We start from the raw sequence: 13,750 nt of genomic DNA on the forward strand, positions 1-13,750 counted from the left end.
TCAGTGCTCCCGGCTGGCGAAGTCGATGCGCGGGTCGACCAGGGTGTAGGTCAGGTCGCCGATCAGTTTCACCACCAGCCCCAGCAGGGTGAAGATGAACAGGGTGCCGAAGACCACCGGATAGTCGCGGTTGATCGCCGCCTCGAAGCTCATCAGGCCCAGGCCGTCGAGGGAGAAGATCACCTCGATGAGCAGCGAGCCGGTGAAGAAGATGCCGATGAACGCCGAGGGGAAGCCGGCGATGACCAGCAGCATGGCGTTGCGGAACACGTGCCCGTACAGCACCCGTTGCCGGCTCAGGCCCTTGGCCTTGGCGGTGATCACGTATTGCTTGTTGATCTCGTCGAGAAAGCTGTTCTTGGTCAGCAGGGTCATGGTGGCGAAGTTGCCGATCACCAGCGCGGTGATCGGCAATACCAGGTGCCAGAAGTAATCGAGAATCTTGCCGGTGGTGGACAGCTCGTCGAAGTTGTTCGAGGTCAGCCCGCGCAGCGGGAACCAGTCGAAGTAGCTGCCGCCGGCGAACAGCACGATCAGCAGGATGGCGAACAGGAACGCAGGGATGGCATAGCCGACGATGATCGCCGAACTGGTCCAGACGTCGAAGTGGCTGCCATGGCGCACGGCCTTGGCGATCCCCAGGGGGATCGACACCAGGTACATGATCAGCGTGCTCCATAGCCCGAGGGAGATGGACACCGGCATTTTCTCGGCGATCAGGTCGATGACCTTGGCATCGCGGAAGAAGCTCTCGCCGAAGTCCAGGTGGGCGTAGTTCTTGATCATGATCCACAGGCGTTCCGGCGCCGACTTGTCGAAGCCGTACATGCGTTCGATCTCGGCGATCAGCGCCGGGTCCAGGCCCTGGGCGCCCCGGTAGTTGGAACCGGCCACCGAGACTTCGGCGCCGCCGCCGGCGATGCGGCTGGTGGCGCCCTCGAAACCCTCGAGCTTGGCGATCATCTGCTCCACTGGGCCGCCGGGCGCGGCCTGGACGATGATGAAGTTGATGACCAGGATGCCGAACAGGGTCGGCACGATCAGCAGCAGGCGCCGCAGGATGTAGGCCAGCATGTCAGTTGGCCTCGTCCTGTGCCGGGTCTTGGCTCGCTACCGGCGTGGCGGGCTTGACCTCGGGCTTGATCCACCAGGTGTCGATGCCGATGTCGTACTTGGGCGATACCTCGGGGTGGCCGATGTGGTTCCAGTACGCCACGCGCCAGGTCTTGATGTGCCAGTTGGGGATCACGTAGTAACCCCATAGCAGCACGCGGTCCAGGGCGCGGGTGTGGGCGATCAGGCTCTGGCGCGAGTCGGCGTTGATCAGTGCCTCGACCAACTGGTCGATGGCCGGGTCGCGCAGGCCGATGAAGTTGCGGCTGCCGGGATTGTCGGCGGCGGCGCTGGACCAGAACTCGCGCTGCTCGTTGCCCGGCGAGTTGGACTGCGGGAAGCCGCTGACGATCATGTCGAAGTCACGCGAGCGCAGGCGGTTGATGTACTGGGAAACGTCGACCCGGCGGATGTTCAGGTCGATGCCCAGGTCGGCGAGGTTGCGCTTGAACGGCAACAGGATGCGCTCGAACTCGGTCTGGGCCAGGAGGAACTCGATGGACACCGGCTTGCCTTGGGTGTCGGTCATCTTGTCGTCGACGATCTTCCAGCCGGCCTCCTGCAGCAGCCGGTAGGCCTTGCGCTGCTGGTCGCGGATCATGCCGCTGCCGTCGCTGACCGGGTTGCGGAATTCTTCGTTGAAGACCTGTTCGGGGATCTTGCCGCGCAAAGGCTCGAGGATCTTCAGCTCCTCGGCGCTGGGCAGGCCGCGGGCAGCCATCTCGGAGTTCTCGAAGTAGCTGCCGGTACGGGTGTAGGCGCCGTTGAACAGTTGCTTGTTGGTCCACTCGTAGTCCAGCAGCAGGCTCAGTGCCTCGCGCACACGCACGTCCTGGAACACCGGCCGGCGCAGGTTGAAGATGAAGCCCTGCATGCCGGTGGGGTTGCCGTTGGGCAGTTCCTCGCGGATCAGCCGGCCGTCGCGCACGGCAGGCACGTTGTAGGCGGTGGCCCAGTTCTTCGCGCTGGTCTCCAGCCAGTAGTCGAATTGCCCGGCCTTGAGCGCCTCCAGGGCGACGGTGTTGTCGCGGTAGGCGTCGAAGGTCATGACGTCGAAGTTGTAGAAGCCCCGGTTGATGGGCAGGTCCTTGGCCCAGTAGTCCTCGACCCGCTCGTAGCGGATCGAGCGGCCGGCCTTGACCCGGGCGATCTTGTACGGGCCGCTGCCCAGCGGGATCTCCAGGTTGCCACGGGTGAAATCGCGGCTCTCCCACCAGTGCTTGGGCAGCACCGGCAACTGGCCGAGGATCAGCGGCAGCTCGCGGTTGTTCTTGTGCTTGAACCTGAACAGTACGCGCAGTGGGTCTTCGGCGACCACCTCGGCAACGTCCGCGTAGTACTGGCGGTACAGCGGCGCCCCTTGCTTGATCAAGGTCTCGAAGGTGAACACCACGTCCTCGGCGCGAATCGGGTGGCCATCATGGAAGCGTGCTTGCGGGCGCAGGTAGAAGCGCACCCAGCTGTTGTCCGGTGCCTTCTCGATCTTGCCGGCCACCAGGCCGTACTCGGTGAAGGGCTCGTCCAGGCTCTGGCGCATCAGGGTGTCGTAGATGATGCTGACGTTCTCGGCCGACACGCCCTTGTTGATGAACGGGTTGAGGCTGTCGAAGCCGCCGAAGCTGGACTGGCGGAAGGTGCCACCCTTGGGGGCGTCCGGGTTGACGTAGGCGAAGTGCTTGAAGTCGGCCGGGTATTTCGGCGGCTCGTCGTACAGGGTCAGGGCATGTTGCGGCGCGGCGAGGGCGGGCAGGCTCAGGCAGGCGAGCAGCAGGCCGCAGGCCAGGCGCAGGCGGTGCGTTGGCATCATTTGGCTTTCTCCGAAGACTTGAGCCACCAGGTGTTCAGGCCCAGGGTGTAGGGCGGGGTGGTGACGAAGGCGAATCGGTTGCGATACGCCAGGCGGTGATTGTCGAGATACCAGTTGGGGATCATGTAGTGCTGCCAGAGCAGCACCCGGTCCAGGGCGCGGGCGGCGGCCACCTGGTCGTCGCGGGTGCGGGCGGCCAGCAGGGTGTCGAGCAGGTGGTCGACCACCGGGTCCTTGACCCCTGCATAGTTCTTGCTGCCCTTGGTCGAGGCCTGGCTGGAGTGGAAGTACAGCCACTGCTCCAGGCCCGGGCTGAGGGTCTGGCCCAGGGTCATGAGGATCATGTCGAAGTCGAACTGGTCCAGGCGCTGCTTGTACTGTGCGCGGTCCACGGTGCGCAGGCGCGCGTCGATACCGATGCTGACTAGGTTTTCCACGTACGGCTGGAGGATGCGCTCGAGGTTGGGGTTGACCAGCAGCAGTTCCAGGCGGAACTGCCGGCCCTTGGCATCCACCAGGCGCTGGCCGTCGAGCTTCCAGCCAGCCTGGGCGAGCAGGGCCAGGGCCTGGCGCAAGGTCTGGCGGCTGATGCCACGGCCCTCGGTGTGGCTGACCTGGTAGGGTTCGGTGAACAGCTTGGCCGGCAGCTCATCGCGAAAGGGCGCCAGCAGCAACCATTCCTTGCCCGTGGGCAGGCCGGTGGCGGCGAACTCGCTATTGGGGTAGTAGCTGGTCGAGCGGCGATAGGCGCTGCTGAACAGGGCGCGGTTGGTCCATTCGAAGTCGAACATCAGGCCCAGGGCCTGGCGCACCCGTGGGTCGCTGAAGCTGGTGCGGCGGCTGTTCATGAACAGGCCTTGGGTCTGGGTCGGGATGCGGTGCGGGATCTGCACCTTGATCACCTGGCCACGGCGTACCGCCGGGAAGTTGTAGCCGTTGGCCCAGTTCTTGGCCTGGTGCTCGATGTAGATGTCGAATTCGCCGGCCTTGAACGCTTCGAAGGCCACCGTGGCGTCGCGGTAGAACTCGTACTCGACCCGGTTGAAGTTGTACTTGCCGCGGTTGACTGCCAGGTCCTTGCCCCAATAGTTCTTCACCCGCTCGAACACCAGGCGCCTGCCCGGCTGCACCTCGGCGATGCGGTAGGGGCCGCTGCCCAGGGGCGGTTCGAAGGTGGTGGCCTTGAAGTCGCGGCCTTGCCAGTAGTGTTTGGGCAGCACCGGCATCTCGCCCAGGCGCAGGATCAGCAGCGGGTTGCCGGCGCGCTTGAAGACGAAGCGGATGCGCAGCGGGCCGAGGATGTCGACCCGCTGCACTTCCTGCAGGTTGGTGCGGTAGATGGGGTGGCCGTCCTTGAGCAGGGTGCGGTAGGAGAAGGCCACGTCCGCCGAAGTGATCGGCCGGCCATCGTGGAAGCGTGCCTCGGGGCGCAGGTTGAACACGACCCAACTGCGGTCCTCGCTGTACTCCACCGAGCGGGCGATCAGGCCGTAGCTGGCGGTCGGCTCGTCGCCGGACGGGTCGTACTGGCCGGTGCCGACCATCAGCGGCTCGTTCAGCTCGTTGACCCCGTACTGGAGGAAGTTCGGCGTGGTCACCGGGCTGGTGCCCTTGAATGTATAGGGGTTGAGCGTGTCGAAGGTGCCGAATGCCATGGCCCGCAAGGTGCCGCCCTTGGGCGCTTGCGGGTTGACCCAGTCGAAGTGGGTGAATGTAGCTGGATACTTGAGCGTGCCGAACTGCGCGTAACCGTGGCTTTCGCTCACCATCGCGCCTGCGGGAAAGCTCAAGGCCAGGCTGAGGGACAGCAGGAGGGGACGTATCAAGTCGGCATCCGATCCAGGGGCGTTGGGCTTTGGTCGGGCTACAGTAACAGCTTGTCAGGGATGGAAAAAGAGTGGGAAGCAGACGGCCTGGTTACGGGGCAAGTATGCGCTTGCGCAGGCGTGCAGAGGCCATATTTCGTGGCGGGGGCAGGCGGGCTTCAGGTCGGTCTTTGAGCGGCGTCTTGGGGGCTGCACAGCAGCCCCAATGATGCGTCGGATCAATGTGGCAGGTAGACGGTCAATGTCTGGCCCGGCTTGAGGGCATGGCCGCTGCGCGGGTTCCAGCGCTTGAGGTGCTTCATCTCGACGTTGAAGCGCTTGGCCACCAGGTACAACGAGTCGCCCTTGCGCACTTTGTACTGGGTCGAGCGCTGCTTGGACGCCGCCACCCGGTTGGCCGATGCGCTGCCGCCGCGCAGGGCGAGGACCTGGCCGGCCTTCAGGCGAGTACCGGACAGGCGGTTCCAGCGCTGGATGTCACGCACCGAGACCCGGTGCGCCCTGGCGATGCTGCTCAGGTTGTCGCCACGCTTGACCCGGTAGCTGCGTGCCGCCGGTGCCTTGGCCTCGGCCAGGGCGGCCTGGAACACGGCCTTGTTCGGCTGCAGGCTGAGCAGTTGCTCGGGCTTGAGGTTGGACAGGCTGTCGGACAGCAACTGCGCCTTGGCGGTCGGCACCAGCAACTGCTTGGGGCCGTCCACGGTCATGCGCTTCTTGAACGCCGGGTTGAGCTGGATCAGCTCGTCCTCGTCGATATTGGCGAAGGCTGCGACCCGCGAAAGGTCCAGGCGGTCATTGATGGCGACGGCCTCGAAGTAGGGCTCGTTGGCGATCGGGTTGAGGTTCACGCCATAGGCCTGCGGGGTCATCACCACCTGCGACAGGGCCAGCAGCTTGGGCACGTAGTCGCGGGTTTCCTGGGGCAGGGGCAGGTTCCAGTAGTCGGTGGGCAGGCCGAGGCGCTCGTTGCGCTCGATGGCCCGGCTGACGGTGCCTTCGCCGGCATTGTAGGCCGCCAGGGCCAGTAGCCAGTCACCATTGAACATGTCGTGCAGGCGGCTCAGGTAGTCCAGCGCGGCGTTGGTCGAGGCGGTGATGTCGCGGCGGCCGTCGTAGAAATTGGTCTGGCGCAGCTTGAAGTGACGCCCGGTGGACGGGATGAACTGCCACAGGCCGACCGCGTGGGCGCGGGAGTAGGCCATCGGGTTGTAGGCGCTCTCGATGGCCGGCAGCAGGGCCAGCTCCAGCGGCATGTCGCGTTCTTCGAGGCGCTCGACGATGTAGTGCAGGTAGAGGCTGCCGCGTTCGCCGGCGTTCTCCAGGAACGACGGGTTGCTGGCGAACCACAGGCGCTGCTGCTCGATGCGCGGGTTGACGTCGATGCTGTCCTGCAGGGCGAAGCCCTGGCGCATGCGGTCCCAGACATCCTCGGGCGCCTGCTCGACCGGCTTGACCACCAGCGGGGCGGGCTTGGGCTTGATCCGCGCCTGGTAGTTGTGTGCGCGAACGCTGTCGGACGCGTCGAGCTGACGGGTGCTCTGGCAGCCCACCAGGGTGGTGGCCAGGGCCAGCGCACCGACCTGGGCCAGGCGCGTCAGGGCAACGGAATGAGAGGTTCTGCGGCTACGGGAAGACATCGGCTGGGACAGGTTTCCAGGCAAAAAATTTTCGCGATTCTAGAAACCGGTCCCCCCTCGGTCAACCTTTGATCACCCTTTGCGATATATCTTGGGGTTATCAGAAACTATCCTTCCAAGACCTCAAGGCAGCAAAAACAGCGGCTTGGCCGGTATTGGAATACCCCTTCCATTCGTCTGCTTTTTGTTTAACGGATGTTTCAGCCGTGCGCAGAAAGGGGTTGGTGAGGCATTCGAGGCCGATCGTTGATGGCAATGTGATGCGATCTTGCGCGCGCAATCGGGTAACGTCGGCGAACCGTTGGGCAACGTGCGGGTTGTCCGGCTCGACGGCCTTGGCAAAACGCAGGTTGCCCAGGGTGTATTCATGGGCGCAGAACACCTGGGTCGCGGCCGGCAGCGCGGCCAGCCGCTGCAGCGAGTGGTGCATCTGCTCCGGCGTGCCTTCGAACAGGCGCCCGCAGCCTGCGGCGAACAGGGTGTCGCCGCAGAACAGCAGCGGGGGCTGGGCCTGGCCGCAGTAGTAGGCGATGTGGCCGAGGGTATGGCCGGGCACGGCGATGACCTCGAAATCCAGGCCCAGTACCCGGACCTGCGCGCCATCGTCCAGCGCCAGGTCGCGGGCGGGGATGCGCTCGTTGGCCGGGCCGCAGACCCGCGCGCCGGTGGCGTGCCTGAGCGTTTCCACCCCGCCTACGTGGTCGTGGTGGTGGTGGGTCACGAGGATGTCTTCGAGCACCCAGCCGGGATTGGCTGCGAGCCAATCCAGCACGGGGCGGGCGTCACCCGGATCGACCACCGCGCAACGGCGTTTGGCAGTATCCTGTAACAGCCAGATGTAATTGTCGGAGAAAGCGGGAAGAGCATCGATCTGTATCATGGTGCGGAACCGAATCGCCTGGCGTGGACATGAAGGCATCTTAGCCGCGATGGCGCGGGCGGAGAACCTTCGAGGGAGATCGCAATGACCGACAAAGCCTTTGCCCAGGCCGATCCCGACTGGGTCGAACTGATCAGCCTGGCCCGCGAGTGGTTCGACGGACCGCTCGGGCAATTGATGTTGCGTGAGGAGCAAGCGCTGCTCGAGGACGAGCTGGGCCGCTTCTTCGGCGGCTTCCTGGTGCATTATGGCCCCTGCGCGCAGGTGCCTCCCAGCGCTCCCCAGGTGCAGCGCAACGTGCGCCTGGGTGCGCCGTTGCCGGGGGTGGAGATCGTCTGCGAGGAGCAGGCCTGGCCGCTTTCCGAGCATGCCGCCGACGTGGTGGTGCTGCAGCATGGCCTGGACTTCAGCCTGTCGCCCCACGGCCTGTTGCGCGAGGCCGCCAGCGCGGTGCGCCCCGGCGGGCACCTGCTGATCGTCGGGATCAACCCTTGGAGCAGTTGGGGCATGCGGCATTTCTTCAGCCACGGGGCCCTGCGCAAGGCGCGCTGCATCTCGCCGTCGCGGGTTGGCGACTGGCTCAACCTGCTGGGCTTCGCGCTGGAGAAACGCCGCTTCGGGTGCTATCGTCCGCCGCTTGCCTCGCCGGCCTGGCAACAGCGCCTGGCTGGCTGGGAGCGGATGGCCGCGGGCTGGCAAGGTGCTGGCGGCGGTGTCTACCTGCTGGTGGCGCGCAAGATGGTGGTCGGCCTGCGGCCGCTGCGCCTGGAACGCCGCGAGCCGATGGGCAAGCTGCTGCCGTTGCCGCTGGCCAAGGTCAACCGTCGGCGCAGCGAGCCGTGAGCCGTCATCCACGGTCGATAATACAGAGCGAAAAGGCGGTACATGAGCGATAGCGTCGAGATCTACACCGATGGTGCCTGCAAGGGCAATCCCGGCCCGGGTGGGTGGGGGGTGCTGATGGTCTACAAGGGCGTCGAGAAGGAGCTGTGGGGCGGCGAGCGCGAGACCACCAACAACCGCATGGAACTGATGGCGGCGATCCAGGGGCTGATGGCCCTCAAGCGCGAATGCGAGGTGCTGCTGGTCACCGACTCGCAGTACGTGATGAAGGGCATCAACGAGTGGATGGCCAACTGGAAGAAGCGTGGTTGGAAGACCGCCGCCAAGGAGCCGGTGAAGAATGCCGACCTCTGGCAGCAGCTCGACGAGCAGGTCAACCGTCACAAGGTGACCTGGAAATGGGTGCGCGGGCATATTGGCCACCCCGGCAACGAGCGTGCCGACCAACTGGCCAACCGAGGCGTCGACGAGGTCCGCGCCAAGCGGTGACGGGGAGGGCGGCTACAAGCTGCAAGTAAGAGCAGGGCGTGCGCCAGTGCGTCGGTGCTTTTTCTTGCCGCTTGAAGCTTGTCGCTTGAGTTACAATCCCCGCTTTCCCTTAGATAGATGCAAAGTTGGAGCCCCCGCGTGGAGCAGCAGAACAACAGACTGGTCGTTCTGGATACCGAAACCACCGGTATGCCAGTCAGCGAAGGCCACCGGATCATCGAGATCGGTTGCGTCGAGGTCATCGGCCGGCGCCTGACCGGGCGTAATTTCCACGTCTACCTGCAGCCGGACCGCGAGAGCGACGAGGGCGCCATCGGCGTCCACGGCATCACCGATGCCTTCCTGGTCGACAAGCCGCGCTTCGCCGATGTCGCCGAGGAGTTCTTCGAGTACATCCGCGGTGCCCAGCTGGTCATCCACAACGCGGCGTTCGACGTCGGCTTCATCAACAACGAGTTCGCCCTGCTGGGCCAGCACGACCGCGCCGACATCTCGCAACACTGCACCATCCTCGATACCCTGATGCTCGCCCGGGCTCGCCACCCGGGGCAGCGCAACAGCCTCGACGCGTTGTGCAAACGCTACGGCATCGATAACTCCGGCCGTGACCTGCACGGCGCCTTGCTCGACTCGGAGCTGCTGGCAGACGTCTACCTGGCGATGACTGGCGGCCAGACCAGCCTGTCGCTGGCTGGGCACGGTGCCGACGAGGAAGACGGGCAAGGCGGGACCGGCAGCGAGATCCGCCGCATCGTCGGGCGCCAGCCGGGCCGGGTCATCCTGGCTTCGGCCGAAGAGCTGGAGGCCCATGCCGAGCGCTTGGCGGCGATCGCCAAGTCGGCGGGGGCGCCGGCGATGTGGCAGGCGTTGAGCGAGGGCTGACCTGCTTCGATGGCCGCATTGGGGCCGCTTCGCGGCCCATCGCCGGCAAGCCGGCTTCCACAGATCGCACTGCTCTTGAGGTCGGCGCCGAACCTGTGGAGCGACCACGGCAAAAAAACGCACCCGCGCCCTGCAGCTTCTACCCTGAAAGGACGGACCCGTCCTTCGGAGGTAGTGCCGAGCCATGTACAAGGACCTGAAGTTTCCCATCCTCATCGTGCATCGTGCGATCAAGGCCGACAGCGTCGCCGGTGAGCGGGTGCGTGGCATCGCCGAGGAGCTGGCCCAGGACGGCTTCGCCATCCTCGCCGCAGCGGACCATGCCGAGGCGCGCCTGGTGGCTGCCACCCACCATGGGCTGGCCTGCATGCTGATCGCTGCCGAAGGCGCCGGCGAGAACACCCACCTGCTGCAGAACATGGCGGAGTTGATCCGCCTGGCCCGCCTGCGCGCACCGAACCTGCCGATCTTCGCCCTGGGCGAGCAGGTGACCCTGGAAAACGCGCCCGCCGAGGCCATGAGCGAGCTGAACCAACTCCGCGGCATCCTCTACCTGTTCGAGGACACCGTGCCCTTTCTCGCCCGCCAGGTGGCCCGGGCCGCGCACAACTACCTGGACGGCCTGCTGCCGCCGTTCTTCAAGGCCCTGGTGCAGCACACCGCGCAATCCAATTATTCCTGGCACACGCCGGGCCACGGCGGTGGCGTGGCCTACCGCAAGAGCCCGGTGGGCCAGGCCTTCCACCAGTTCTTCGGCGAGAACACCCTGCGCTCGGACCTGTCCGTGTCGGTGCCCGAACTCGGCTCGCTGCTCGACCACACAGGCCCCCTGGCCGAGGCCGAAGCCCGGGCGGCGCGCAACTTCGGCGCCGACCACACCTTCTTCGTGATCAACGGCACCTCCACGGCCAACAAGATCGTCTGGCATGCCATGGTCGGCCGCGACGACCTGGTGCTGGTGGACCGCAACTGCCACAAGTCGGTGGTCCACGCGATCGTCATGACCGGCGCCATCCCTCTTTACCTGTGCCCGGAACGCAACGAGCTGGGCATCATCGGGCCGATCCCGCTCAGCGAGTTCAGCCCGGTATCGATCCAGGCGAAGATCGACGCCAATCCGCTGACCCGTGGGCGTAAGCCGCGGATCCGCATGGCGGTGGTGACCAACTCCACCTACGACGGCTTGTGCTATCACGCCGGGTTGATCAAGCAGATGCTCGGCAGCAGCGTCGAGGTGCTGCATTTCGACGAGGCCTGGTTCGCCTATGCGGCGTTCCATGACTTCTTTGCCGATCGCTACGCCATGGGCACCGCGCGCAGTGACGACAGCCCACTGTTGTTCAGCACCCATTCCACCCACAAGCTGCTGGCGGCGTTCAGCCAGGCGTCGATGATCCACGTGCAGGACGGCAGTCAGCGGCAACTGGACCGCGATCGTTTCAACGAAGCGTTCATGATGCATATCTCCACCTCGCCGCAGTACAGCATCCTGGCCTCGCTGGATGTGGCCTCGACCATGATGGAAGGGCCGGCCGGGCGCTCGCTGCTGCAGGAGATGTTCGACGAGGCCCTGAGCTTTCGCCGTGCCCTGGCCAACCTGCGCGAACACATTGCCGCGCACGACTGGTGGTTCAGTATCTGGCAACCGCCTGCGACGGAAGGGGCCCATCGCCTGGCGGCGCAGGACTGGCTGTTGCAGCCGGGCGCCGAATGGCATGGCTTTGGTGACGTGGAGCAGGACTACGTGCTGCTAGACCCGCTCAAGGTCACCCTGGTGATGCCTGGGCTGACGGCGGATGGGGCGTTGGGCGAGCACGGCATCCCGGCGGCCGTGGTGAGCAAGTTCCTCTGGGAGCGTGGGCTGGTGGTGGAGAAGACCGGGCTCTACAGCTTCCTGGTGCTGTTTTCCATGGGCATCACCAAGGGCAAGTGGAGCACCTTGCTCACCGAATTGCTGGAGTTCAAGCGCCACTACGATGGCAATACCGCCTTGGCCCAGTGCCTGCCCAGTGTGATGGCGGTGGACCCGCTGCGTTACCAGGGGTTGGGGCTGCGCGAGCTGTGCCAGCAGTTGCACGACTGCTACCGGGCCAATGCCACGGCCAAGCAGCTCAAGCGCCTGTTCACGCGTTTGCCGGAGGTGGCCATGAGCCCAGCCCAGGCCTATGACCGCCTGGTGCGTGGCGAGGTGGAGGCGGTGCCGATCGAGGCCCTGCTGGGCCGGGTCGCGGCGGTGATGCTGGTGCCTTATCCGCCGGGCATTCCCTTGATCATGCCGGGCGAGCGCTTTACCGAGGCCACCCGTTCGATCATCGACTACCTGGCCTTCGCCCGGGCCTTCGACAGCGGCTTCCCGGGCTTCGTCGCCGATGTCCATGGTCTGCAGAGCGAGGATCATGGCCAGGGGCGGGTCTACACCGTCGATTGCATCAAGGAATGCGGATGAGCTCCACGCCGCTGTGCGCCAGCTCGAAGCGGTCATCGCCCAGGTGCTTGACCCGGTCACCGACAGGCAGGCGGTAGGTCACGATCGGCTCGCCGAGGCAGCTACCGTCGGCCTGGAGGGTGGACTCCTGGTATTCATGCACGGGATAGATCCGACCTTCGGCGTCACGTGCGTGGAATTGGCCGACCAGTATTGCTGCCATTTGAGCGAAAACCTCTGAAATTTGGGGAAATATCTGTAGGCATAGACCAGCGGAGCAGGGGGGAAGTTTTCCGCAATCAGGAAAAAAACTCTGGGGGCAGGACGCAGTCATCTATAACTACAACGTCTTATTTCCAGCAGAGGTTGCAAATCGCCATGAGTCAGGTCTATTCGGTAGCGGTCGTCGTCGGTAGCTTGCGCAAGGACTCCTACAACCGCAAGGTCGCCCGTGCCCTTGCAGAGCTTGCACCCTCCAGCCTTGCCCTGAAAATCGTCGAGATCGGCGACCTGCCGCTGTACAACGAGGATGTCGAGGCCAATGCGCCCGATGCCTGGAAGCGTTTTCGCGAGGAGATCCGCCGCAGCGACGCGGTGCTGTTCGTCACGCCCGAATACAACCGTTCCGTACCCGGGGGCCTGAAGAACGCCATCGACGTGGGGTCGCGACCCTATGGGCAGAGTGCCTGGAGCGGCAAGCCGGCGGCGGTGGTGAGTGTCTCGCCGGGCGCCATTGGCGGTTTCGGTGCCAACCATGCCGTGCGCCAGTCGCTGGTGTTCCTGGACATGCCGTGCATGCAGATGCCCGAGGCGTACATTGGTGGGGCGGCCAGCCTGTTCGAGGATTCCGGCAAGCTCAACGACAAGACCCGGCCGTTCCTGCAGGCGTTCATCGACAAGTTCGCAGCCTGGGTGAAGCTCAATCGCGCGGTCTGACTGGCTCAGGCTGCTGGGGCCGCTTTGCGGCCCCGGCATGCCTTGCGACGCTTACGACGCCTGCGGCATCTCGCCCTTGGCCAGGCGCCGGTTGATGTCGGCGATCACCTCGGGCAGCTCATTGATGGTGTCGATCAGGTAGTGCGGGTGCGAGCCTTCGAACAGCGCGTGGATGCGCTTGCGCTCGCTCTCCAGTTTTTCCGCGCTCAGGGCCCGGTAGCCTTCCCAGGTCAGGCCCAGGGCATTGCCCGAGCACACCAGGGCCACAGTCCACATGCCCGCGCGACGGCCTTCGAGGATGCCCGGCACGGTGTCGTCGACCTTGACGCAGGCGGCCACGTCGTCGATGCCCAGGGCGATCACGTTGGCCAGGGCCTGGGCCGGCCAAGGGCGGCCGTTCGGGGTTTCGTCGGTGGCCACCACGTGGTCGGCGACATAGCCGTTCTGCTTGGCCAGTTCCACCACCTTGTCCATCACCACCTTCGGGTAGCCCGAGCAGGAGCCGATCTTCAGGCCGTCCTTGCGCAGGCCGGTGAGGGTCTCCAGGGCGCCAGGGATCAGCGCCGAGTGCACAGCGATCTTCTCGATCTGCAAGGGCATGAAGCGTTCGTAGATGGCGGTGACGTCATCGTCGGTCGGGGTGCGGCCGAACACCTTGCGGTAGCGTTCGGCGATTTCCGGCTGGTTGCACAGGGTACGGATGTGGTCCCACTTGCCCATGCCCATCGGGCCGCGAGCTTCGTCGATGGAGACTTCGACATCGAACTCGGCGAAGGCCTCGACGAAGATCTGGGTCGGGGCGAAGGAGCCGAAGTCGACCACGGTGCCGGCCCAGTCGAGGATGGCGGCTTGCAGCTGGGTGGGGTTGCTGTAGTTCATGTGCGCGATTTCCTTGGGGTTCGGGTCGAGGGC

At 65.1% G+C, this 13,750-nt stretch carries 12 protein-coding genes; 5 read left to right on the forward strand and 7 right to left on the reverse strand.

Going from position 1 to position 13,750, the window contains the following annotated elements:
- The 5 genes from ACDI39_RS26820 to gloB form a co-directional block, all read right to left on the reverse strand.
- Complete coding sequence (locus ACDI39_RS26820; protein ID WP_486537178.1) at positions 1-1,074, reverse strand: microcin C ABC transporter permease YejB; 1,074 nt, start codon at positions 1,072-1,074, stop codon at positions 1-3.
- Position 1,075: 1 nt separating this feature from the next.
- Entirely contained in the window at positions 1,076-2,920 is a 1,845-nt protein-coding gene (locus ACDI39_RS26825) for an extracellular solute-binding protein (protein WP_253091470.1), read from the reverse strand.
- Positions 2,917-4,746, reverse strand: a complete 1,830-nt coding sequence (locus ACDI39_RS26830) for an extracellular solute-binding protein (RefSeq protein ID WP_225790464.1) — start codon at positions 4,744-4,746, stop codon at positions 2,917-2,919. The genes ACDI39_RS26825 and ACDI39_RS26830 overlap by 4 nt, the downstream gene beginning before the upstream one ends.
- Positions 4,747-4,964: 218 nt before the next feature.
- On the reverse strand, positions 4,965-6,383 hold the full coding sequence (locus ACDI39_RS26835; protein ID WP_225790463.1) for a lytic transglycosylase domain-containing protein: 1,419 nt from the start codon (positions 6,381-6,383) through the stop codon (positions 4,965-4,967).
- Positions 6,384-6,483: 100 nt separating this feature from the next.
- Complete coding sequence (gloB, locus tag ACDI39_RS26840; RefSeq protein WP_486537179.1) at positions 6,484-7,263, reverse strand: hydroxyacylglutathione hydrolase; 780 nt, start codon at positions 7,261-7,263, stop codon at positions 6,484-6,486.
- Positions 7,264-7,347: 84 nt separating this feature from the next.
- Here gloB and ACDI39_RS26845 point away from each other — a divergent pair, with 84 nt between their 5' ends.
- The 4 genes from ACDI39_RS26845 to ACDI39_RS26860 all read left to right on the forward strand — a co-directional run bounded on the left by ACDI39_RS26845 (position 7,348) and on the right by ACDI39_RS26860 (position 11,923).
- The gene (locus ACDI39_RS26845; protein ID WP_253081582.1) at positions 7,348-8,106 is read left to right on the forward strand and encodes a class I SAM-dependent methyltransferase; all 759 of its coding nucleotides are present in this window, start codon (positions 7,348-7,350) and stop codon (positions 8,104-8,106) included.
- A gap of 42 nt (positions 8,107-8,148) precedes the next feature.
- Positions 8,149-8,595 (forward strand): ribonuclease HI, encoded by a 447-nt coding sequence (gene rnhA / locus ACDI39_RS26850; protein WP_225790460.1) that lies wholly within the window; start codon positions 8,149-8,151, stop codon positions 8,593-8,595.
- 189 nt (positions 8,596-8,784) lie between these two features.
- Positions 8,785-9,477: a DNA polymerase III subunit epsilon gene (dnaQ, locus tag ACDI39_RS26855; RefSeq protein WP_253091471.1), complete on the forward strand. Its 693-nt coding sequence runs from the start codon at positions 8,785-8,787 to the stop codon at positions 9,475-9,477.
- 184 nt (positions 9,478-9,661) lie between these two features.
- Positions 9,662-11,923: an Orn/Lys/Arg family decarboxylase gene (locus ACDI39_RS26860; RefSeq protein ID WP_225790458.1), complete on the forward strand. Its 2,262-nt coding sequence runs from the start codon at positions 9,662-9,664 to the stop codon at positions 11,921-11,923.
- On the opposite strand, the gene ACDI39_RS26865 is transcribed toward ACDI39_RS26860, so the two are convergent.
- A complete protein-coding gene (locus tag ACDI39_RS26865) occupies positions 11,907-12,125 on the reverse strand; it encodes a hypothetical protein (protein WP_225790457.1) in 219 nt (72 codons plus the stop codon). The two genes, ACDI39_RS26860 and ACDI39_RS26865, sit on opposite strands and share 17 nt — an antisense overlap.
- Before the next feature lie 155 nt (positions 12,126-12,280).
- Here ACDI39_RS26865 and ACDI39_RS26870 point away from each other — a divergent pair, with 155 nt between their 5' ends.
- Positions 12,281-12,838, forward strand: coding sequence for an NADPH-dependent FMN reductase (locus ACDI39_RS26870; protein ID WP_253091467.1), 558 nt, complete (start codon positions 12,281-12,283; stop codon positions 12,836-12,838).
- A gap of 51 nt (positions 12,839-12,889) precedes the next feature.
- Here ACDI39_RS26870 and phnX read toward each other — a convergent pair whose 3' ends face one another.
- The gene (gene phnX, locus ACDI39_RS26875) at positions 12,890-13,717 is read right to left on the reverse strand and encodes a phosphonoacetaldehyde hydrolase (RefSeq protein WP_225790455.1); all 828 of its coding nucleotides are present in this window, start codon (positions 13,715-13,717) and stop codon (positions 12,890-12,892) included.
- Positions 13,718-13,750 lie beyond the last annotated feature (33 nt).

It is taken from the genome of Pseudomonas sp. Tun-23181, assembly GCF_057415455.1.

What these genes read in the sequence shown, in the direction of transcription:
- phnX (WP_225790455.1), bottom strand. Translation starts at nt 13,717, where the DNA reads ATGAACTACAGCAACCCCACCCAGCTGCAAGCCGCCATCCTCGACTGG.
- rnhA (WP_225790460.1), top strand. Translation starts at nt 8,149, where the DNA reads ATGAGCGATAGCGTCGAGATCTACACCGATGGTGCCTGCAAGGGCAAT.
- ACDI39_RS26825 (WP_253091470.1), bottom strand. Translation starts at nt 2,920, where the DNA reads ATGATGCCAACGCACCGCCTGCGCCTGGCCTGCGGCCTGCTGCTCGCC.
- ACDI39_RS26835 (WP_225790463.1), bottom strand. Translation starts at nt 6,383, where the DNA reads ATGTCTTCCCGTAGCCGCAGAACCTCTCATTCCGTTGCCCTGACGCGC.
- gloB (WP_486537179.1), bottom strand. Translation starts at nt 7,263, where the DNA reads ATGATACAGATCGATGCTCTTCCCGCTTTCTCCGACAATTACATCTGG.
- dnaQ (WP_253091471.1), top strand. Translation starts at nt 8,785, where the DNA reads ATGCCAGTCAGCGAAGGCCACCGGATCATCGAGATCGGTTGCGTCGAG.
- ACDI39_RS26870 (WP_253091467.1), top strand. Translation starts at nt 12,281, where the DNA reads ATGAGTCAGGTCTATTCGGTAGCGGTCGTCGTCGGTAGCTTGCGCAAG.
- ACDI39_RS26865 (WP_225790457.1), bottom strand. Translation starts at nt 12,125, where the DNA reads ATGGCAGCAATACTGGTCGGCCAATTCCACGCACGTGACGCCGAAGGT.
- ACDI39_RS26860 (WP_225790458.1), top strand. Translation starts at nt 9,662, where the DNA reads ATGTACAAGGACCTGAAGTTTCCCATCCTCATCGTGCATCGTGCGATC.
- ACDI39_RS26845 (WP_253081582.1), top strand. Translation starts at nt 7,348, where the DNA reads ATGACCGACAAAGCCTTTGCCCAGGCCGATCCCGACTGGGTCGAACTG.
- ACDI39_RS26820 (WP_486537178.1), bottom strand. Translation starts at nt 1,074, where the DNA reads ATGCTGGCCTACATCCTGCGGCGCCTGCTGCTGATCGTGCCGACCCTG.